Origin of the sequence: Paractinoplanes pyxinae (assembly GCF_026626335.1) — a bacterium.
Lineage (GTDB): Bacteria > Actinomycetota > Actinomycetes > Mycobacteriales > Micromonosporaceae > Actinoplanes > Actinoplanes pyxinae.
The window spans coordinates 186,746-205,695 of record NZ_JAPNTZ010000011.1 but is presented as its reverse complement, the minus strand read 5'-3'; the positions used below and the strand labels follow the sequence as shown (position 1 = coordinate 205,695).

The 18,950-nt window shown below is 72.0% G+C and carries 18 protein-coding genes; 3 read left to right on the top strand and 15 right to left on the bottom strand.

Annotated features, from left to right (window positions below; genetic code table 11):
- On the top strand, positions 1 to 489 hold the full coding sequence (gene bldD, locus OWR29_RS30245) for a transcriptional regulator BldD (RefSeq protein WP_020517563.1): 489 nt from the start codon (positions 1 to 3) through the stop codon (positions 487 to 489).
- Between the two features lie 267 nt (positions 490 to 756).
- On the opposite strand, the gene nusB is transcribed toward bldD, so the two are convergent.
- The 4 genes from nusB to aroB all read right to left on the bottom strand — a co-directional run bounded on the left by nusB (position 757) and on the right by aroB (position 3,303).
- Positions 757 to 1,167 carry a transcription antitermination factor NusB gene (gene nusB, locus OWR29_RS30240; RefSeq protein WP_267566899.1) on the bottom strand — a complete coding sequence of 137 codons (411 nt, stop codon included), beginning with the start codon at positions 1,165 to 1,167 and terminating at the stop codon, positions 757 to 759.
- Positions 1,168 to 1,192: 25 nt separating this feature from the next.
- A complete protein-coding gene (efp, locus tag OWR29_RS30235) occupies positions 1,193 to 1,750 on the bottom strand; it encodes an elongation factor P (protein WP_267566741.1) in 558 nt (185 codons plus the stop codon).
- 66 nt (positions 1,751 to 1,816) lie between these two features.
- Positions 1,817 to 2,245, bottom strand: a complete 429-nt coding sequence (gene aroQ / locus OWR29_RS30230) for a type II 3-dehydroquinate dehydratase (protein WP_267566740.1) — start codon at positions 2,243 to 2,245, stop codon at positions 1,817 to 1,819.
- Positions 2,242 to 3,303: a 3-dehydroquinate synthase gene (gene aroB, locus OWR29_RS30225; protein WP_267566739.1), complete on the bottom strand. Its 1,062-nt coding sequence runs from the start codon at positions 3,301 to 3,303 to the stop codon at positions 2,242 to 2,244. Before aroB ends, aroQ begins: the two co-directional genes overlap by 4 nt.
- Before the next feature lie 77 nt (positions 3,304 to 3,380).
- On the opposite strand from aroB, the gene OWR29_RS30220 reads away from it, so the two are divergent.
- Entirely contained in the window at positions 3,381 to 4,079 is a 699-nt protein-coding gene (locus OWR29_RS30220) for a type II toxin-antitoxin system CcdA family antitoxin (RefSeq protein ID WP_267566737.1), read from the top strand.
- Here OWR29_RS30220 and OWR29_RS30215 read toward each other — a convergent pair.
- The 11 genes from OWR29_RS30215 to OWR29_RS30165 form a co-directional block, all read right to left on the bottom strand.
- Positions 4,070 to 5,923, bottom strand: a complete 1,854-nt coding sequence (locus OWR29_RS30215; protein ID WP_267566735.1) for an ATP-binding protein — start codon at positions 5,921 to 5,923, stop codon at positions 4,070 to 4,072. The genes OWR29_RS30220 and OWR29_RS30215 overlap by 10 nt on opposite strands.
- Positions 5,924 to 5,936: 13 nt before the next feature.
- Positions 5,937 to 6,887, bottom strand: coding sequence for an NADP-dependent oxidoreductase (locus tag OWR29_RS30210; RefSeq protein ID WP_267566734.1), 951 nt, complete (start codon positions 6,885 to 6,887; stop codon positions 5,937 to 5,939).
- A 28-nt stretch (positions 6,888 to 6,915) separates the two neighbouring features.
- Complete coding sequence (locus OWR29_RS30205) at positions 6,916 to 7,419, bottom strand: shikimate kinase (protein WP_267566733.1); 504 nt, start codon at positions 7,417 to 7,419, stop codon at positions 6,916 to 6,918.
- Positions 7,419 to 8,597: a chorismate synthase gene (gene aroC / locus OWR29_RS30200; RefSeq protein WP_267566731.1), complete on the bottom strand. Its 1,179-nt coding sequence runs from the start codon at positions 8,595 to 8,597 to the stop codon at positions 7,419 to 7,421. The genes OWR29_RS30205 and aroC overlap by 1 nt, the downstream gene beginning before the upstream one ends.
- 99 nt (positions 8,598 to 8,696) lie before the next feature.
- A complete protein-coding gene (locus tag OWR29_RS30195; RefSeq protein ID WP_267566729.1) occupies positions 8,697 to 9,536 on the bottom strand; it encodes a shikimate dehydrogenase in 840 nt (279 codons plus the stop codon).
- A 10-nt stretch (positions 9,537 to 9,546) separates the two neighbouring features.
- Positions 9,547 to 10,743: an endolytic transglycosylase MltG gene (mltG, locus tag OWR29_RS30190; RefSeq protein WP_267566727.1), complete on the bottom strand. Its 1,197-nt coding sequence runs from the start codon at positions 10,741 to 10,743 to the stop codon at positions 9,547 to 9,549.
- Positions 10,740 to 11,198 (bottom strand): Holliday junction resolvase RuvX, encoded by a 459-nt coding sequence (ruvX, locus tag OWR29_RS30185; RefSeq protein WP_267566725.1) that lies wholly within the window; start codon positions 11,196 to 11,198, stop codon positions 10,740 to 10,742. The genes mltG and ruvX overlap by 4 nt, the downstream gene beginning before the upstream one ends.
- Positions 11,199 to 11,221: 23 nt before the next feature.
- A complete protein-coding gene (gene alaS, locus OWR29_RS30180; RefSeq protein ID WP_267566723.1) occupies positions 11,222 to 13,906 on the bottom strand; it encodes an alanine--tRNA ligase in 2,685 nt (894 codons plus the stop codon).
- On the bottom strand, positions 13,903 to 14,178 hold the full coding sequence (locus OWR29_RS30175; RefSeq protein WP_267566722.1) for a hypothetical protein: 276 nt from the start codon (positions 14,176 to 14,178) through the stop codon (positions 13,903 to 13,905). Before OWR29_RS30175 ends, alaS begins: the two co-directional genes overlap by 4 nt.
- A 27-nt stretch (positions 14,179 to 14,205) precedes the next feature.
- Positions 14,206 to 14,658: a DUF948 domain-containing protein gene (locus OWR29_RS30170; RefSeq protein ID WP_253243913.1), complete on the bottom strand. Its 453-nt coding sequence runs from the start codon at positions 14,656 to 14,658 to the stop codon at positions 14,206 to 14,208.
- Positions 14,659 to 14,734: 76 nt separating this feature from the next.
- On the bottom strand, positions 14,735 to 15,541 hold the full coding sequence (locus tag OWR29_RS30165) for a hypothetical protein (protein ID WP_267566719.1): 807 nt from the start codon (positions 15,539 to 15,541) through the stop codon (positions 14,735 to 14,737).
- Positions 15,542 to 18,305: 2,764 nt separating this feature from the next.
- Between OWR29_RS30165 and OWR29_RS30160 the strand changes: the two genes are divergently transcribed.
- Positions 18,306 to 18,578, top strand: a complete 273-nt coding sequence (locus OWR29_RS30160) for a hypothetical protein (protein ID WP_267566717.1) — start codon at positions 18,306 to 18,308, stop codon at positions 18,576 to 18,578.
- The last annotated feature ends 372 nt before the right edge of the window (positions 18,579 to 18,950 follow it).

Sequence of the window (18,950 nt, the reverse complement as noted above, 5' to 3'; positions counted from 1 at the left end):
ATGCCGTCTGAGTATGCCAAGTCGCTGGGTGCGCGCCTGCGCTCCATCCGGCAGCAGCAGGGCCTGTCCCTGCAGGGTGTGGAAGAGAAGTCGAACGGCCGGTGGAAGGCCGTCGTGGTGGGCTCGTACGAGCGCGGCGACCGCGCCGTCACCGTCTCGCGCCTGGCCGAGCTGGCCGACTTCTACCGGGTGCCCGTCTCGGAGTTGCTGCCCGACGGCAGCGGCGTCCGGCTCGAGGCCACCAACAAGATCGTGCTGGACCTCGAGAAGCTGTACGACACCACCGGCGAGGACCTGGCCTACGTGGCGCGTTACGCCCGGGCCATCCAGCAGCAGCGCGGTGACTACAACGGCCGCGTCCTGTCCATCCGGGCCGACGACCTGCGGGCCCTGGCCATCGTGTACGACATCTCGCCGTCCGGCCTCATCGAGCGCCTGACCGAGCAGGGCGTGCTCGTGGCCGACCCCCGGGCCTTCTTCGCCAGCTGATCTTCCCCCGCCACACATCCCCCATCCCCCGACCCGCCGGCATCCACCTCCGGCGCGTCCCGAGACCGAAAAGCCCGCGGTGATCGCGGGCTTTTTCGCTTTCCCGGTACGCCGGTCGACATCACCCATCGTGTCGGCCGCATCTACGAAGATCGACTCCACTGCCGGAATTGGCGCGATCAGTGATCGGCGAGCAGCGGACGGTAAGTTTTTTGAGCAGCAGAAAGCCCCGATCACCATCAGCGACCGGGGCTCCCGCGGTGACACCTAGCGGGTGGCGAACTCCGCGATCCGCCCCAGGATCCCGTTGAGGAAGCGGGGGCTGTCGTCGGTGGACATCTGCTTGGCCAGCTCGACCGCCTCGGTGATCGCGACCGGGTCGTCGATCTCGGAGACGTAGAGCAGCTCGTACACGGCGATGCGGGCCAGGTTGCGGTCGACCACGGGCATGCGGTCGATCGTCCAGCCCTCGGCGTAGCTGGCGATCAGCTCGTCGATGCGGTCGAGGTGCTCGGCCACGCCCTCGACCAGGCTCACCGTGTAGTCGAGGTGGTCGGGGTGCGGCTTCGCGATGCGCTCGAGGTAGGTCGCCAGCACCTGCCGAGGCGGCAGGTCACGCAGGTCGGCCTCGTAGAGCACGTCGAGGGCCCGTTTGCGCGCCTTGCGGCGCGCGGGCATCTGCAGCTTGGGACCCTCGGCCATCTCAGGAACGACCGAGGTAACGGCCGTCGCGGGTGTCGACCTTGATCTTCTCACCGGTGGTGATGAACAGCGGCACGTTGACCGTGGCGCCGGTCTCGACCGTGGCCGGCTTAGTGCCGCCGGTCGAGCGGTCGCCCTGCAGGCCCGGCTCGGTGTAGGTGACCTCGAGGAAGACGCTGGTCGGCAGCTCGATGTAGAGCGGCACACCCTCGTGGGTGGCGACCGTGGCCTCGGCCTCGGGCAGCAGGTAGTTCGCGTTCTCGCCGACGGTGCCGGCGGGGACGGTGATCTGGTCGAACGTGTCCAGATCCATGAAGACGAAGTCCTCTCCGTCCTGGTAGAGGTACTGCATCGTGCGCTTGTCGACCGTGGCCGTGTCGACCTTGGTGCCGGCGTTGAAGGTCTTGTCGACGACCTTGCCGGAGAGCACGTTCTTGAGCGTGGTGCGCACGAACGCCCCACCCTTACCCGGCTTGACGTGCTGGAACTCCACGACGGACCAGAGGTCGCCGTCGAGGTTGAGCACCAGGCCGTTTTTCAGGTCGTTCGTGGAAGCCATGTTTTCTTAAGCCCTGTCTGACTGCGAAAGCTATCGGTGACCGAACGAGTTTACCGACGTCATGGCCTAAGCGGCGAATCGGGCCAGGTGCTCGAGCGCCAGACGGTAACCATCGACACCCAATCCGGCGATGACCCCGGTGGCGACGGCCGAGATGACCGAATGATGCCGGAATTCCTCGCGTGTGTGGATGTTGCTGATGTGCACCTCGACGAGCCGCCCGCGCAGCATGGCCGCCGCGTCCCGGATCGCGATGTTGTAGTGGCTCCAGGCGGCCGGGTTGAGCACCACGTCGGCGCCCTCGTCGGCCGCCGCGTGCAGCCACTTGATCATCTCGTGCTCGGCGTCGGTCTGGCGCACCTCGACCTCGAGCCCCAGCTTTTCGCCGGTCTCGAGGCACAGCCGTTCGAGGTCGGCGTGCGTGGTCGACCCGTAGACCGCGGGTTCGCGGGTGCCGAGGCGGCCCAGGTTGGGACCGTTGAGCACGTAGATCATCGCGCCACCTCCGCGTACGCGCGCTCGAGCAGCGCGTCGTCGGGCCCGGTGAGAATTTCCGGCTTGGCCAGGTCGCTCAGCACCACGAAGCGCAGCGTGGCGGCCCGCGCCTTCTTGTCGACCCGCATGGCGCTCAGCAGTTCGGGCCACGCCTCGGCCGGATACGAGGTCGGGAGCCCCATCGCCTCCAGAACCGCGCGGTGGCGCTCGGCGGTCGTACCGTCGAGCCGGCCCGACAGGTGCGACAAGGCCGCCGCGAAGATCAGGCCGACCGACACGGCGTGGCCGTGCTTCCAGGTGTACTTCTCGCGCTTCTCGATCGCGTGGCCCAGCGTGTGGCCGTAGTTCAGGATCTCGCGCAGACCCGACTCTTTCAGGTCGACGCTGACCACCTCGGCCTTGACCCGGATCGCCCGCTCGACCAGCTCGCGCAGCAGCGGACCGTCGGGGTCGACGGCGGCGGCCGGGTCGCCCTCGATCAGGTCGAGGATGACCGGGTCGGCGATGAAGCCGCACTTGATCACCTCGGCCAGGCCGGCCAGCAGGTCGTCGGCGGGCAGCGTGCGCAGCGAGTCGAGGTCGCACAGCACCCCGGCCGGCGGGTGGAACGCCCCGACCAGGTTCTTGCCGGCGTCGATGTTGACACCCGTCTTGCCGCCCACGGCCGCGTCGACCATGCCGAGCAGCGACGTCGAGCAGGGCACCCAGCGCACCCCGCGCAGCCAACTGGCGGCGACGTAGCCGGCCAGATCGGTGACCGCGCCGCCGCCGACGCCGACCACCACGTCCGTACGAGTGAAATTGTGCCGGCCCAGCTCGTCCCAGCACATGGCGGCGACTTGGACGGTCTTGCCGCGCTCGGCGTCGGGCACCTCGATCAGCACCGCGGGCACCCCGGCCGCCTCGGCCACCCGGGCCGCCTGCTCGCGCAGCGGCGCGGCGAACAGCACCGCCATCTGAGCCGCGCCCTCGATCAGCGACGGCAGCTCGCCCGCCAGGTCACGACCGACGAGCACGTCGTACGCACGGTCACCGCTCACCCGAACACGTGTCACCACGCGGAAACCTTAGCGGCCGCCGATCGTACGAAAATGGGGTTATATCTTTATGCCCCCACCGGGGTTACAACTGACGCATGCCGAAAATCAACGTTTACCTGCCCGACGACCTGGCCGAAGCCGTCCGCGAGACCGGCGTCCCGGTCAGCGCCGTCTGCCAGCGCGCGCTCGACCAGGCCGTCCGCCGGATCACCGCGATCCGCCAGGCCGTGCTCACCGACGTCGACGCGGCGGCGCTGGCCGAACAGTTCCCGAGCCTTACCGGCCGCCTGGTCACCGTGCTCACCCTGGCCGCCGAACGAGCCCAGGCAGCCGGCGCCTCCACCGTCACCACCGGCGACCTGCTGCACGGCATGCTGGCCGAGGGCAGCAACTTGGCCCTGCAACTGCTGACCGCGATGGACATCAGCCCGGCCACGCTCACCGCGCCGTCCACCCGGGAGCCGGGCGCCGATGTGGACGGCTTGCGGTTCAGTCCCAAAGCCGCGGCCGCCCTGGAGCTGGCGGCGGGCGAGGCGCTCGGGCTGGGCAACAACTATGTGGGTTGCGAGCACCTGCTGATCGCGCTGGCCGCCGAGCCCGACGGGGCGGCCGGCGAGCTGCTGCGCTCGCGCGGACTCGACCCGAAGGCCACCCGGCGCGCGGTGGCGGCCGCGCTGACCGGCTATGCACACCTGCGGGCGAACACCGGCCCAGCGCCGGACCTGCTGACCGCCGTACGACAGGAACTGGCGCCTTTGATCGAACGCATCGAGCGGCTGGAGCGTCAGGCCTGACCGTGCAGCTCGCGCAGAAAGCCGCCGAGGTCGTCGAGCGCCGCCGACAGCCGCGCGACCTCGGCGTCCTGCTCGGCGCGGGCCCGGCGCTGCGGCTCGTCCCAAGCCAGCACGATCATCAGGTGGGCCAGTTCCTCGGCGATCGTCGTCTCGCCCCGTCGGTCGGCAATCGTCCGCAGAAGCCGCAGACAGCTCGCGTCCGGGGCGGCCAGCAACGCCTCCCGAGCCTCGGTCAGCGCGCCCGTGCCGTACAACTCGGCCGCCCGGGCCTGGGCCCGAAGCGACCGGGCGGTACGCCGTTGCTCCGGCGAGCCGGCCGCGGCCAGCAACTCGTCGCTGATCCGGGCGGCTCGGGGCAGATCACCGTTCTCGGCGATCGCGACGTGGCAGGCGGCCCGGCACGCCCGCGCGTTCCAGTCGGCGCCGGCCCGGACCGCGTACGGCAGGGCCTCGGCGAACCTTCCGAGTGACTGCAACGACCGGGCCACGGCCACCAGCGCCGTCGTGATCGCCGGCGGCGATCCGGACCTTTCCGCCGTACGCAATGCGCTTTTGGTCAGTTCAAGGGCTTGCCAAGGTTCGGCGGCGGCCCGTCGCAGCAGGTGATCGGCGTGGATGAGGTGATCGAAGGGCTCGGCCGCCTCGTCCCGCAGCAGCCCGCGCAGCCGCCGCTCGGTGAGATTGCCGGCGTACCCGGCCCGCTCAGGTTCGGCCGCCAGCGTCCAGACGTCGGCCAGCACCGGCGCGATCCGGTCCGTCGCCCCCGCGTAGATCTCCTCCAGCGCGTGAACTAGAGCCGCCGCCCAGCGCCTCTGCTCGTCACCCAGTCCGAAGCGACGCAACGCCTCCGCGTGTCCTCGATGCGAGAAGCGGGCCCGGTACGCGTACCTGTCCCGCCAGCACCAGGCGATCTCGTCCATCTCGATCAGAGCCGAGTCGCCCAGCGCCTCGTCGATGAACTCGACGACCTCGTCCACGTCGTCGCAGCCGGAGAGCCCGAGCCGGTGCAGGGCGACGGCCACCGCGGCCGGGGTGAACTCGACGCCCTCGACCGCCGCCATCCGCACGACGGCCCAGGCCAGGGCGCGCTGCTCCGGCGTCGCGCAGCACTCGCGGATCCGCCGGTCGAACACCTCGCGGACGTATGCCGGGTAATCCGCGGGGTCACCCCAGCGCCAGCGCCACTCGCCCTGCTCGGACTCGATCGCGCCTTCGTCCAATAGCTCTTGCCAGAGGTCTTGTACGCGGCTCGCGCACCCACCGACCAGGTTGATCACGTCGCTGCGCAGGGGCTCCGCGATGCGTCCGGCATGCGCCTCCAGCTCGGCCGCGGGCACCGGTTCCAGCCGTACGGTCGTCGCGAACCACGAATCGAGCGGGCCGGCCAGATCCTCGTGCCGCACCAGCGATGAGCCGCCCGCGTCGAGCGTCGCCACCATGAGCAGCGGCATCCGGGCCAGTTCGGCCGCGCCGTCGCGCAGGAACAACCGCCACCAGACCAGGTCGGCCCGCGAGAAGTCGTCGAACAGGCACACCACCGGCCCGGCGCGGGTGGCTATCCGCAGCATGGCCAGCAGGTCGCCCGGCTCGTCCAGCCGCCGGCCGGCCAGCGGCCCCGCGCCCAGTTGATCGAGCAGGTCGGCGCCCATCCGCGCGGCCGGCTCGCCCGAGAACCGGTACTTCACCACCACCGGCGGGTCCTCGCGCCGGGACAGCTCGTCGGCGAACGCGGTCAAGGTCGCCGTCCGGCCGCTGCCGCGCTCGCCCACCACGAAGACCAGCCCGCGGGCGCGGCGACGGAGCTCTTTCAGCAGCTCCGGCCGCACCCGCAGATCGACGCCCATGGGCGCACAGTACTCAGGAAACGCGGCCCGCATTCGCCGCCAGCTCGGTGGACAGCACGATCTTGCCGCGGGTGTGACGGGCGGCCAGCTCGGTGTAGGCCTCGCGCACGGAGTCCAGCGGATAGATGGCGGCGATCGGCATCAGCACGCGGCCCCAGGCCACCTCGCCGGCCACGAACGCCAGGATCTCGGCGTCGCTGGCCGTGGAGCTGCCCTCGGCCTTGGCCCCGGCCTTCTGCGCGGCGGCGTAGTCGATGATCGTGTTCACCCGGGCCGGATCGACCTGGAGCTCGACGGCCAGGTCGACGTAGCCCTGGCCGTACGTGTCCATGAACGCGTCGATGCCGTCGGGGGCTGCGGCCCGCAGACGGTCGGCCAGCCCGTCGCCGTACGCCACCGGAGTGACCCCGATGCTGCGCAACCAGGCCGCGTTGGCCCCGCTCGCGACGCCGATGACGTGCGCGCCGGTGTTCCGCGCCAGCTGAGCGGTCAGCGACCCGACCCCGCCGGCCGCACCGCTCACCACGACGGTCTCGCCCTCTTTGGGCTGAACGGCGCGAACTGACGCGTACGCGGTCACGCCCGCCACGAAGAGGCCGCCGGCCCGGATCCAGTCGAGTGCGGCCGGTTTGCGGGTCAGGTGGTCGGCCGGCACCACCACGTATTCGGCCTGCGACGACCGCCAGTCCGACCAGCCCAGCACCTCGTCACCGACGGCGAACTCGCCGACCGAACCGCCCACCTCGACCACCCGGCCGGCGAAGTCGCTGCCCTGGCCGGACGGGAAGGTCGCGGGCCACATCTCGTGCAGCAAACCCGACCGGATCGAATTCTCGCCGGGATTGATGCCGGCCGCGACCACCTCGACGAGGACCTGGTCGGCGGCGGGCGAGGGCCGTTCCACATCGTCAATGCGCAGAACGTCCACGTCGCCGTACTGATCGAATCGCACCGCACGTGTCATGCGATCAGTCTTCTCCCGCCGCCGGGAATCAGCCCCGCAGCAGGGATGCGACCTCCGTCGCAATTTCGCCCGGCTCGCGGCCGTCGGTCTTCACCGTGTGGGTGGCGACCTCGGCATAGAGGGGGCGGCGCTGATCGAGCAGGTATTTGAGGGTGGCCCGGGGGTTGATGGCCAGCAGCGGGCGGCCCGCGCCCAGGCCGACCCGCTTGACAGCGTCGCTCAAGTCGACCGACAGGTAGACCACGGTGTGCTTCTTCAGCAGCTCGCGGGTGCCGTCGTGCAGGATGGCTCCGCCGCCCAGGGCCAGGATGCCGTCGAACTCCTCGAGCGCGGCGGCGATCGTCTCGCGTTCCATCGCGCGGAAGGCGTCCTCGCCGTCGTCGATGAAGATCTCGGGGATCGGCTTGCCGGCGCGCTGCTCGATGATCGTGTCGGCGTCGGCGAAAGGTGTTCCCAGCAGGTCGGCGACCGCGGCGCCGATCGTCGACTTGCCGGCGCCGGGCGCGCCGACGAAGACCGCGCGCGGGGCCATCAGCGGATGACCAGGGTGTCGAGGTAGCCGGCCAGGTTGCGCCGGATCTCGGCCACCGAGTCGCCGCCGAACTTCTCGACCGCGGCCTCGGCCAGCACCAGCGCGACCATCGCCTCGGCCACGATGGCGCCGGCCGGCACGGCTACGACGTCGGAGCGCTGGTTGATCGCGGTTGCGGGCTCGCCGGTGGTCACGTCGATCGTCTGCAGAGCGCGGTTGAGCGACGAGATCGGCTTGAGAGCGGCGCGTACGCGCAAGGGCTCGCCGTTGGTGATGCCGCCCTCGAGGCCGCCGGCCCGATCGGTCACCCGCTTCGCGCCGTCGGCCGTCGGCACGATCTCGTCGTGGGCCACCGAGCCGCGCGAACGGGCCTGGGTGAAGCCGTCGCCGATCTCGACGCCCTTCACCGACTGGATCGACATGAGGGCGGCGGCCAGACGCGAGTCCAGCTTGCGGTCCCACTGCACGTGCGAACCCAGACCCGGAGGCACGCCGTAGGCCAGCACCTCGACGATGCCGCCCAGCGTGTCGGCGTCGCTCTTGGCCGCGTCGACCTCGGCCACCATGCGGGCGCTGGCCTCGGGGTCGAGGCAGCGCAGCGGATCGGCGTCGATGCGGTCGGCGTCCTCGGGGGTGGGGATCAGGCCGCTCTTGGCCGCGACCGAGCCCAGCTCGATGACGTGCGAGACGACCTCGATGCCGAGCGCCTGCTTGATCAGGTTCTTGGCGACCACGCCGACGGCGACCCGGGCCGCCGTCTCGCGGGCGCTGGCCCGCTCGAGGATCGGGCGGGCGTCGGTGTGGCCGTACTTCTGCATGCCGGCCAGGTCGGCGTGACCGGGCCGGGGGCGGGTGAGCGGGGCGTTGCGGGCCTGCGCGTCCAGCTCGTCCTGCGGGACCGGGTCGGCCGCCATCACGGTTTCCCACTTGGGCCACTCGCTGTTGGCCACCCGGATCGCGACGGGGCTGCCCAGCGTGAGCCCGTGCCGGATGCCGCCGATGACCTCGACGACGTCCTGCTCGAACTTCATGCGGGCGCCGCGGCCATAGCCCAGCCGGCGGCGCGAGAGGTCACGCCCGATCTCGGCCGTCGTCACCTCGACCCCGGCGGGCACCCCCTCGAGCAGGGCGACAAGGGCGGGTCCGTGCGATTCACCTGCGGTAAGCCAGCGCAACACGGGTCACAGTCTGGCACGCCGCCGACACCGGCCGACGCAGGCCTGCCGCCGTCCCGCTTTCCGGAATGCCCGCCCCGAGTGGCTCGGCATCGACGGGGCTCATCCTGCGGCTCGGGCGGCGGCCGCCTCGAAGAGGGCGGCGCGCATGGCGTCTTCCGGGGCCGGGGTGACGCCGGTGAACTGCTCGAACTGGCTCAGCGCCTGGGCCAGCAGAAGATCCAGACCCGAGATCACGGGTACGGCGTGAGCCTGCGCAGCCGCGGCCAGGGGGGTCGGCCAGGGGTCGTAGATGGCGTCGAACAGCACCGTGCCGTCGCGCCACGCCACCGCATCGGCCAGGTGATCGGCCGCGCCCTTGGGCACCGTGGAGATGACCGCGTCGGCCTCGAACGCCTCGGGCGCGCGCTGCCAGGGCACGGCGATCATGGTGACCCCGAGGGCGGCGGCCGCGGGCGCCAGCTCTTCGTAGGCGGCCGTCCGGCGGGTCACCACCGACACCGCCGAGGCGCCGAACTGGGCGGCCGCCGCGAGCGCGGCCCGGGCGGTGCCGCCCCCGCCGAGCACGGCCACCGACGGGGCCGGTTTGAGCCCGGCCTCGCGAAGCACGCGCACCATGCCGGCCACGTCGGTGTTGTCGGCCTGCCAGGTGCCGTCGTCACGCCGTACGAGCGTGTTGGCCGCACCGATCGCGACCGCGACCGGAGTCGCCGCCGCGGCCAGGCGCAGAGCCTCTTCCTTGAGCGGCATGGTCAGCGACAACCCGGCCCATTCCGGCCCGAGCCCGCCCACCAGCGCCGCCAGATCGGCCGAATCGCACTCGACGGCCGAGTACGACCAGTCCGCCAATCCCGCCGCCGCGAAGCCCGCGTTGTGGATCACCGGCGACAGCGAATGGGCGATCGGCATGCCGCACACGGCGGCCCGGCGGGTCGGATTCACGCCGACCAGGTTAGTCGCACTGCAGCTTGATGCCGTTGGCGCACGCGCGGTCGATGTTGGCCTCGTGCTGGGCGTCGGTGACGGCGAAGGCCGAGTTGCCCTTCTTGTCGACGGCCACGAAGAACAGCCAGGGGCCGGTGGCGGGCTTCATCGCCGCCTCGAGCGCGGCCCGGCCCGGGTTGTCGATCGGGCCGGGGGTCAGACCGGCCTGGCTCACCGAGTTGTACGGGTTCTTCGGGTCGTTCAGCTCGGCCGCCGACAGCTGGCCGGAGTGCTTGGCCGCGCTGCCCTTGAGCTGCAGCCAGTAGTTCGCGGTGACGTCGAACTGCAGCGGCATCGGCGGCTTCTGCTTGTACGTGCGGTTGTAGGCCACCCGGGCGATCTTGGGGGTGTCCGGCGCGGCGCCCGACTCGGCCTGGGCCAGCGAGGCCACGATCAGCGCCTCGAACGGCGAGACCGACAGGTTCTTCTGCACCGTGTCGACGAAGCCGAGCTCCTCGGTCGTGGCCAGGAACTTGGCCACCATCACCTCGAGAACGCCCTTGGCGTCGAGCTTGGGGTCGAACTCGTACGTGTCCGGGAACAGGAAGCCCTCGACCGACTTCTTGGCCTGCTTGTTGTCGCGCCGGTTGAACCAGAAGTCGGGCACGCCCAGGTCTTCCGGGTCCTTGGCGGCCTGGACGAAGTCGTCGACCGGGATCTTGGTGGCCTTGGAGAGCAGGTCGAACGTCTGCATCATGGTCAGACCCTCGCGCAGCGTGACCCCGCGGGTGACGCGCGTCTTCGGGTCGAGCAGCAGCGTAACGGCGCTCTCGGCCGACATCTGCTTCTTCATGTTGTACGTGCCGGACTGGATGTTCTTGCCCTTGGGGTTCTCGTCCGCCGCGTTCACGAAGGCTTTGGTGCTCTTGACGACGTCGGACTCGACCAGCGTGTTGCCGATGTCGGTCAGTGTCGCGTTCTTCTCGATGGTGACCTGGACGGCCTCGCCGCCGGCCCCGTCGTAGTCGGCCGCGGTGAAGAAGCCCTTCACCTTGTTGTAGCCGAAGTAGACGCCACCGCCGAGCGCGGCCAGCAGGACAAAAGCCATCACAAAGGCGATGCCGGACTTACCCGAGCCCTTCTTGGCACCCCGGGCGCCCCGCCGGTGACGAGGCTTGCCCTTCTCGGCATGCTCGTCGAACGCCAGGTCCAGCTCGTCGATCATCTCTGCCTCCGCTGCGCGTCCAGCCAGCTCTGCAGGATCTCCACCGCGGCCGCCTGGTCGACGACCGCCCGTTGGCGCTTTCCCCGTACGCCACGCTCGGCCAGCCTACGGGTCGCGACCACGGTCGACATCCGTTCGTCGTTCAGCACGATCGGCACTTCGCCGACGGCCGACGCCAGTCGCCCGGCGTACGCGCGAATGTCGATGGCGGCAGGTCCCTCGGCACCGTTCAGGCGTACCGGGAGCCCCACCACGATCTGCACCACCTCGTGTTCCCCCACGAGGCGGACGAGCTCAGCTATGTCGCCGGGCACGGCATCGGCTGCCGCGCCCATGTCACGGGGCACCGTGACCAGGGGGGTGGCCAGGATCCCGTCAGGGTCACTGATCGCGACCCCGACGCGCACCTTACCGACATCGACGCCCAGTCGCCTACCCCGCGACAGTGCGCTCATCCGGCCACCCTCCGTAGTTTCCGTCAGCCGGCAGCCTCTCCGACCGCCTTCTCGACCGCCGCCAAGAGCACCGGCACCTGGTCGGCCGGCAGACCGCCGCCCTGGGCCAGGTCGGCGTTGCCGCCACCCCGGCCGGACAGCGCGCCCTTGACCAGATCGGCCGCGGACAGCCCGCGACCCTTCGCCGCCGCGTTGAGCGCCACGATCAGCGACGCCTTGCCGTTCGAGCGGGCCGCCACCGCGACCACCGCGGGCCGGGCCGCGTCGATCTTGCCGCGAATCTCCTGCGCAAGGGTACGCACGTCGTTGCCCGCAGCGCCCTCGGGAGCCTCGGTGCCGACGAACGCCACACCGCGCAGATCCTTCGCCTGACCCGCGAGCGCGCCCGCACCGCCCAGCACCATCTGGGCGCGCATCTTCTCGAGCTCTTTCTCGGCGTCGCGCAGCGCGGTGACCGTCTGCTCGACCCGGTCGGCGACCTGGTCGCCGGGCACCCGGAACAGCTCGGCCAGGCGGCTGACCAGCAGGTGTTCCTTGGCCAGGAAACCGAACGCGTCGATGCCGACGAGCGCCTCGACACGGCGTACGCCGGAACCGATCGACGACTCGTTGAGGATCTTCACCAGGCCGAGTTGGCCCGAACGGGCCACGTGCGTGCCGCCGCAGAGCTCACGCGCGTAGTCGCCGACTTCAACCACTCGGACCTCATCGCCGTACTTCTCACCGAAGAGAGCCATCGCGCCCAGCCGGCGCGCTTCCTCCTGGGAGGTGATGAACGCGTGCACCTCGAGGTCACGCAGCAGCACCTCGTTGACCTGCTGCTCGACGTCGTTCAGCACCGCGGGCGAGACGGCCCCCGGCGTGTTGAAGTCGAACCGCAGGCGGCCCGGCGCGTTCAACGAGCCGGCCTGGGTCGCCGACTCGCCCAGGAAGGCGCGCATCGTCTGGTGGATCAGGTGGGTCGCCGTGTGCGAGCGCGAGATCGCCTTGCGGCGGGTCACGTCGATCTCGGCCTCGGCCGACTCGCCCGTGCGCACCTCGCCCCGGATGACCCGCGCCTTGTGCACGATCAGGCCCGGGATGGGCTGCTGGACGTCGACGATCTCGAGCTGGCCGCCGCCGACCTTGATGACGCCGGTGTCGGCCTGCTGGCCACCGCCCTCGGCGTAGAACGGGGTGGTGTCGAGAACCAGCTCGACGAAGTCACCCTCGCCGGCCACCTCGACCGCGCCGCTGCCGCCGATCAGGGCGCGCACGCGGGACTCCCGCTGCACCTCCTGGTAGCCGGTGAACTCGACCGGACCACCAAGATCAAGAGCGTTCCGGTACGCCGAGAGGTCGGCATGGCCGGTCTTGCGCGCCGCCGCGTCGGCCTTGGCCCGCGACCGCTGATCGGCCATGAGCCGCCGGAAGCCCTCCTGGTCGACCTCCAGGCCCTGCTCCTGCGCGATCTCGAGGGTCAGGTCGATCGGGAAGCCGTACGTGTCGTGCAGCTGGAACGCCTTGTCGCCGCTGAGCGCTTTACCGCCCTTGGCTCGCGTGTCGGTAATCGCCGTGTCCAGGATCGTCGTGCCCGCGCGCAGCGTGGACAGGAACGCGTCCTCCTCGGCGTACGCGTACGTGGAGATCCGGCCGAACTCCTCGGCCAGCTCGGGGTACGAGGGCGCCATGCAGTCGCGCGCCACCGGCAGCAGCTCGGGCAGCGCCGGCGCCTGCCAGCCCAGCAGGCGGATCGCGCGGATGGCCCGGCGCATGATCCGGCGCAGCACGTAACCACGGCCCTCGTTGCTGGGCGTGACGCCGTCGCCGATCAGCATGAGCGCGGTGCGCACGTGGTCGGCGATCACCCGCAGGCGTACGTCGTCCGGGTGGGACTCGCCGGCGACGTGACCGGAGTGGGCGCCGTACTGCTTGCCGGTCATCTCGGCCGCGCGGGCCAGGATCGGGCGGACCTCGTCGATCTCGTACAGGTTGTCGACGCCCTGCAGCACCGAGGCCACCCGCTCGAGGCCCATGCCGGTGTCGATGTTCTTGTTCGGCAGCTCGCTGACCACGGTGAAGTCGGTCTTCGAGCGGACGTCGGTGATCTCGTACTGCATGAAGACCAGGTTCCAGATCTCCATGTAGCGGTCCTCGTCGACCGCCGGGCCACCCTCACGGCCGTACTCGGGGCCACGGTCGTAGAAGATCTCGGAGCACGGGCCGGCCGGGCCGGGGATGCCCATCGACCAGTAGTTGTCCTTCTTGTCGCGGCGCACGATGCGCGCCTCGGGCACGCCGATCGCCTTCCAGAACCCGTACGCCTCGTCGTCGTCGAGGTAGACGGTGGGCCAGATGCGCTCGGGGTCGAGACCGTAGCCACCCTGGGCGACCGGGTTGGTCACCAGCTCCCAGGCGAGCTTGATCGCGCCTTCCTTGAAGTAGTCGCCGAACGAGAAGTTGCCGTTCATCTGGAAGAACGTGCCGTGCCGGGACGTCTTGCCGACCTCGTCGATGTCGGGCGTGCGGATGCACTTCTGCACGCTGACCGCGCGCTTGAACGACGGGGTGCGCTGACCCAGGAAGTACGGCACGAACTGCACCATGCCGGCGTTGATGAACAGCAGGTTCGGGTCGTCGATAGCGGGCAGCGGGGCACTCGGCACGACCGTGTGCCCGTTGGCCTCGAAATGCGCCAGATAGCGCCGCTTGATCTCCGCCGTCTTCATCGGTTCCCCTCCTGGCCGTCCTGGCCGTCCTCGTCCTCGTCCACGTACAGCTCACCCTTGGCGAAAGCCTCGTTGATCTGTTCCTCGCGATCAGCCGCGAGCACGCGGACGTCATCCACGAAGCTACGCACCGACTCGACCAGGCCGCCAGCGGATTGCGAGACGGAGGTGGCGATGCCGGTGGGGGTGAACTCGTTGGCCTTCTGGGTGAGCTTGCGGACGACGATCGCGCCGACGGCCAGGCCCACGCCCAGCCAGAGGAGCCGCTTCATAGCGGGTGGTTCCCTTCGGGAAGAAAGTTAGCGGCGGGCGGCCTTGCGGCGCTGCTTGAGGGTCTCGCGCACCTCGCGCGCCTCCTCGGCGTTGCGGCGGGCGGCCACGGTCTTGCGCAGGCCGTACCCGAACGAGGCCACCTTGACCAGCGGGTTGGCGGCGGCCGCGGCCACGACCGTGGACAGGTTGGCCACGTTGGCGGTGACGTGCGCGGCGTGCTCGGTGATCGTGTCGACCTTGGCCAGCTGGACGTTCACACCGTCCAAAGAGACCTGCACCTGGCCCAGGGTGGCGTTCACGCCGCGAACGGTCTCGTTCACGTCGGTCAGCAGCGGGCCGGTGCGGTCGGTCACGTCGTTGATCGCCCGGGTGGCGGCGTCGACCGTGCGGCCGAGCTTGAGGATCGGCACGGCGAGCACGATGACGAGCATCAGAAAGGCGCCCGCCGCGATCAGGCCTGCGATTTCTCCGGCGTCCATCAGGCGCTTCTCCCTTACGAGGTCACTATTCGGCGGGGCAACGTGCAGACCCTACCGTCCGTGACCGCAGCCCGCGTCACGACGCCGACGGTGTCGGCTCCAAGAGCGGATCTTCCGTGAGTACGGTGTCCGGGGTCTCGCCGATCAGCGGGCTCTTCTGCGGGTCCGGCTTGCCACGGGTGTCGGCGATCGCGTTCTGCACCTTGATGCTCACGGCCGACCCGACACACTCGCCCTTGGCGGGCACGGGCGGCGCGGTGGCCCCGGCCACGGACGGGTCGTTCGCGGCCACCTGGTCGACCTGGCACTCGGGCTGACTGACCCGCAGGTCCAGAGTGAACTCGTCCCGCTTGAAGCAGGTGTAGGTGGTCGGGTCGTCCTTGGCGATGGGCACCTCGGGGCACTCGCCGACCGTCCAGGGCGCCCAGCCGGCGCTGGTCAGGGCCGAGGTGTACGCGGCGGTGGTGTCCTTGATGGGCTTCTGCGACTCGGCGGTGCGCTCCCGGAACGTGCAGTCGATGAAGCACCACTTGCTGCCGCTGCTCTGGTCGTCGACCTTCTGCTCGGCCCAAGCGGGCACCTCGAGCGAGTCGAGCGAGGAGAACACGGGGTCGCTGCTGGCCGCCCGCAGCCCGAAGAACGCCGGCAACACGACCAGCACGACGGCGGCGAGCGAGACAAGCGTCACGACCCGAAGCCGGCGCTGCGTGCGCAGCCGTTCCAGGAACCCGCCGGCCTGACCGGCGTCGTCGTCCGCCGCCGCGGCCCGGGCCGCAGCCGCCCTGGCCCCGACCACGGGCGCCTTGGGTTCACCCGCGGGAGGTACGTCGTCCAGGTCCGAGCCGCCCTCGACCACAGCCCGGCCCGGCGCCGCCGCTCCCACGCGGGCAGCCGCCCCTACGCGTGCCGCCGCACCTACGCGAGCCGCCGCCTTCGCCGGGCCACCGACCGAGGCTGCCCCAGCCGCGCCGCCCACCGCTGCCGCACCACGCGGCGCTGCGCCGCTCGCAGCACCCCGCTCCGAGTCGATGCCCTTGGGCGCACTAGCTGAGCCGGCGCCGCTAACAGCCGCCGAACCCGCCACACCAGCAGCGCCTGGGTCGCCCTGACGGAGGCCGGGACCGCCGACAGCCGCAGCACCGGCCACCGAAGCGGCGCCTCTGGGACCGCCGGGCGCAGCACCGCGAACGGCCGCTGAACCCGTCGCACCGCCGACAGCGGCAGCACCGGTCGCCGAAGCCGCGCCATCGCGGGCCGAGCCACCGCCGCCCGGGCCGCCGGGCGCAGCACCGCGAACGGCCGCTGACCCGGCCGGGCCACCGACCGAGGCCGCACCGCTCGCCGGGCCGCCGATTGAGGCCGCGCTGCCCGCGGGAGCACCGACGGAGGCCGCTCCACTCGCTGCGCCGCCGCCTCGACTTCCAGCTGCGCTGCCGCCTCGGCTCGTGGCCGCGGGGCCGCCTTCGCTCGCGGCCGCACGGCCGGCTGAAGCGGCACCGCTCGCTGCCGCACCGGCGATCCCGCCGACCACTGCGGCGCCGGCTGCGTGGGCTCCCGACGGACCACCGGTCGGGGACGGGGAACCGCCCGGACCGCGACCCGCCTGTGCCGGGCCGGGCGGGAGAGCTCTTCCGGCCGGAGGCTGTGCCGCGCCACGAGGCGGCTGCCCTGGAACGGCCTGGGCCCGGGAGAGCTGGCCGTACTCGCCGGGGGTCCGCTCGGGCTCGCCCGCCGGCGCCCGGCCGTGGCGCGGCCGGTCGTAGTCGTCCTGATCGGGCTCGGCCAGCGGGGAACCGGGAACGCTGCCTGCGCTCGACAGCTGGCCGTACTCGCCCGGAACGGGCGGCGGACCGTAGGCCTCTTTCGGCGCCTGGCCGTACTCGGCCGGCGGCCGGCCGTACTCACCCGATGGCTGACCCTGGCCGTACTCCGAAGGCGGCCGGCCATATTCACCCGAAGGCTGACCCTGGCCGTACTCCGAAGGCGGCCGGCCATATTCACCCGAAGGCTGACCCTGGCCGTACTCCGAAGGCGGCCGGCCGTACTCACCCGAAGGCTGGCCCTGACCGTAGAGATTCGGCGCCTGCGACGGCTGTCCCGGCGAGACCGGCCCGGCCGGAGGAGACACCGGCCGGACGGGGACTGCGCCCGTGCCCGTCCCGGGCCGTCCGCCCTGGCCGGCGCGACCGCGTCCGGGCGGCTGAGCGCCGCCCGGCTGGCCGCCGCCGGGCTGATTGCCGCGCGGGCCCACACGCCCGGAGCCCTCGCCCGGCCGCGCCACGACGCCGGACGTCTGCCCGGCCATCGCGCCCGCGCGCCCGGGAACCGCCGGCGCCCGGACGCCCTCGCGCCCCGGCACGACGGGCGGCACCACAGCGGCCGCCCGCACCGGCCCAGGGTTGGCTACCGGGAAACCGCCGGTGTGTCCGGAGACCCCGGTGCCTCCCAGACCGCGTCCGGCCGCGCCGCCTTGCACCTGTCCAGTCGACCCGCCACGCCCACCAGCGCCACCTTGCACCTGCCCGGTCGAGCCACCACGGCCACCTTGCACCTGCCCGGTCGAGCCACCACGCCCAGCGGGACCGCCCGGGCCGCCGCGTCCGCCGGCACCACCCTGACCGGGGACGCCGCGGCCGGGACCGCCGGTGCCGTCCTGACCAGGGACGCCGCGACCGGGACCGCCGGTGCCGTCCTGACCAGGGTCGCTGCTGCCACCGTGGCGTCCGGCTGCACTTTGATCGGGGTAGCCCTCACCGCCCGGACCGGGTCGGCCACGCCCCTGAGGGCCCCGGCCGGGACCGCCCTGCGCGGGCACATTGCCGCGGCCGGTGCGTCCGCCCGGGCCGTCCTGTTCCACGAAGTCTTGTGCGCCGAAGGCGCCCGGACCACCGGCTCCGCGGCCCCGCTCCCCCGCATCCGGGGTGCCGTGCCGTCCGGTCCGAGTGCCCGGGCCGTCGTCCTCGCCACGCCCGTGCCGCCCACCGACCGGCCCTGTGCCGGCGCCGGGACCGGGATAGCCAGGGCCACCGCCGGGGAAGGCCGGCCCCGGCGCACCGGAGACAGGCCGCCCCGATCCGGCCGAGCCGTAGTCACCCGACGTCGAGCCCGGCCCTCGGTAACCGCCGCCCGAAACAGGTCGACCGGCACCGCCGTACTCACCGGGCGCCGCCTCGCGCCCACCGAAACCCGCACCGCCGGGCGCACCCGACACCGAACCGGCGCCGCCGCGTTCACCACCACGGCCGCCGAACCCGGCTCCACCCGGCGCACCCGACACGGAACCAGCGCCGCCGCCGAACCCGGCACCACCCGGCGCGCCCGAGACCGAACCAGCGCCGCCGCCGAATCCGGCACCACCCGGCGCACCCGACACCGGCCGACCGGCACCGCCGTATTCGCCGGGAGCGGATCCGCGGTCGCCGAAGCCCGCACCCGAGACAGGCCTGGGCCCGCCCGAAACCGGCCGGCTGGAACCCGCGCCGGACACCGGTCGCCCGGCGCCGCCCGGCGGCGGGCCGTCGGCGCGGAAGCGTTCACGGCCGCGGGTCGGTCCGCCCGGTGAGGTGGGTCGGGAGGCAGGAGACACCGGCCGGACCGGCGGAACCGCGGGAGCGTTGCCGGAGGCGGGCACGATCGGCCCGGAAGTCATGCCGTCGAAGTTGCGCGGGTCGACGCCCGGCCGGCCCGGCGGCGTGCCGTACTGCTGCTCGGACGGACCGCGCCCCGGCGCACGCCCGCTCGGCATGCCGGGCCCCGGCGGCATCCCGGGCCCCGGTGGCGTGCCGGGCCCCGGCCCGCCCGCCGGGGCGGCGCCGTACTGGGAAGACTGGGGAGCACCCGGCTGCGGGACACCGGCGCGTCCGGGAGCGGCCTGGCCCGGAGCGGGCTGGCCCGGCGCGGGCTGGCCCGGCGAGGGCTGAGCAAAACCGCCGGAGACCTGCCCCGGCTGCCGCGCCGGAGGGGCCGGGCGGTCGGTGATGGGCTGTTCGCCGCTGCCGCCCTGCCAGGCGGGGCGGGCGCCCAGGGCGGGAAAGTCGTCGCCGGGCTGGTCGTCGGGGCCGGGGGCGGTCCGGCCGCTCTTGCTGTAGCGCGTCTCGCCGGCGAGGGTGCCCGGGCCGATCGCGCCGCGCTGTTCCTTGTGGGTGCGCAGGTCGTCGAGCCAGCCGGTTTCCTCCTGGCTGACGACCTCGGGTTCAGCCGGATCGGCCGGGCGCCCGCGGCCGAATCGGCGTCCCTTCCGACCGCCGGCCTGCTCGTTGCGCAGGTCAGCGTCGTCGTCGGGCCGATCGGCA

What these genes read in the sequence shown, in the direction of transcription:
- OWR29_RS30160 (WP_267566717.1), top strand. Translation starts at nt 18,306, where the DNA reads ATGCCGTCGAAGTTGCGCGGGTCGACGCCCGGCCGGCCCGGCGGCGTG.
- efp (WP_267566741.1), bottom strand. Translation starts at nt 1,750, where the DNA reads ATGGCTTCCACGAACGACCTGAAAAACGGCCTGGTGCTCAACCTCGAC.
- mltG (WP_267566727.1), bottom strand. Translation starts at nt 10,743, where the DNA reads ATGATCGACGAGCTGGACCTGGCGTTCGACGAGCATGCCGAGAAGGGC.
- OWR29_RS30170 (WP_253243913.1), bottom strand. Translation starts at nt 14,658, where the DNA reads ATGGACGCCGGAGAAATCGCAGGCCTGATCGCGGCGGGCGCCTTTCTG.
- alaS (WP_267566723.1), bottom strand. Translation starts at nt 13,906, where the DNA reads ATGAAGACGGCGGAGATCAAGCGGCGCTATCTGGCGCATTTCGAGGCC.
- aroQ (WP_267566740.1), bottom strand. Translation starts at nt 2,245, where the DNA reads ATGATCTACGTGCTCAACGGTCCCAACCTGGGCCGCCTCGGCACCCGC.
- bldD (WP_020517563.1), top strand. Translation starts at nt 1, where the DNA reads ATGCCGTCTGAGTATGCCAAGTCGCTGGGTGCGCGCCTGCGCTCCATC.
- nusB (WP_267566899.1), bottom strand. Translation starts at nt 1,167, where the DNA reads ATGCCCGCGCGCCGCAAGGCGCGCAAACGGGCCCTCGACGTGCTCTAC.
- OWR29_RS30210 (WP_267566734.1), bottom strand. Translation starts at nt 6,887, where the DNA reads ATGACACGTGCGGTGCGATTCGATCAGTACGGCGACGTGGACGTTCTG.
- OWR29_RS30215 (WP_267566735.1), bottom strand. Translation starts at nt 5,923, where the DNA reads ATGGGCGTCGATCTGCGGGTGCGGCCGGAGCTGCTGAAAGAGCTCCGT.
- ruvX (WP_267566725.1), bottom strand. Translation starts at nt 11,198, where the DNA reads ATGAGCGCACTGTCGCGGGGTAGGCGACTGGGCGTCGATGTCGGTAAG.
- OWR29_RS30205 (WP_267566733.1), bottom strand. Translation starts at nt 7,419, where the DNA reads ATGGCCCCGCGCGCGGTCTTCGTCGGCGCGCCCGGCGCCGGCAAGTCG.
- OWR29_RS30175 (WP_267566722.1), bottom strand. Translation starts at nt 14,178, where the DNA reads ATGAAGCGGCTCCTCTGGCTGGGCGTGGGCCTGGCCGTCGGCGCGATC.
- OWR29_RS30220 (WP_267566737.1), top strand. Translation starts at nt 3,381, where the DNA reads ATGCCGAAAATCAACGTTTACCTGCCCGACGACCTGGCCGAAGCCGTC.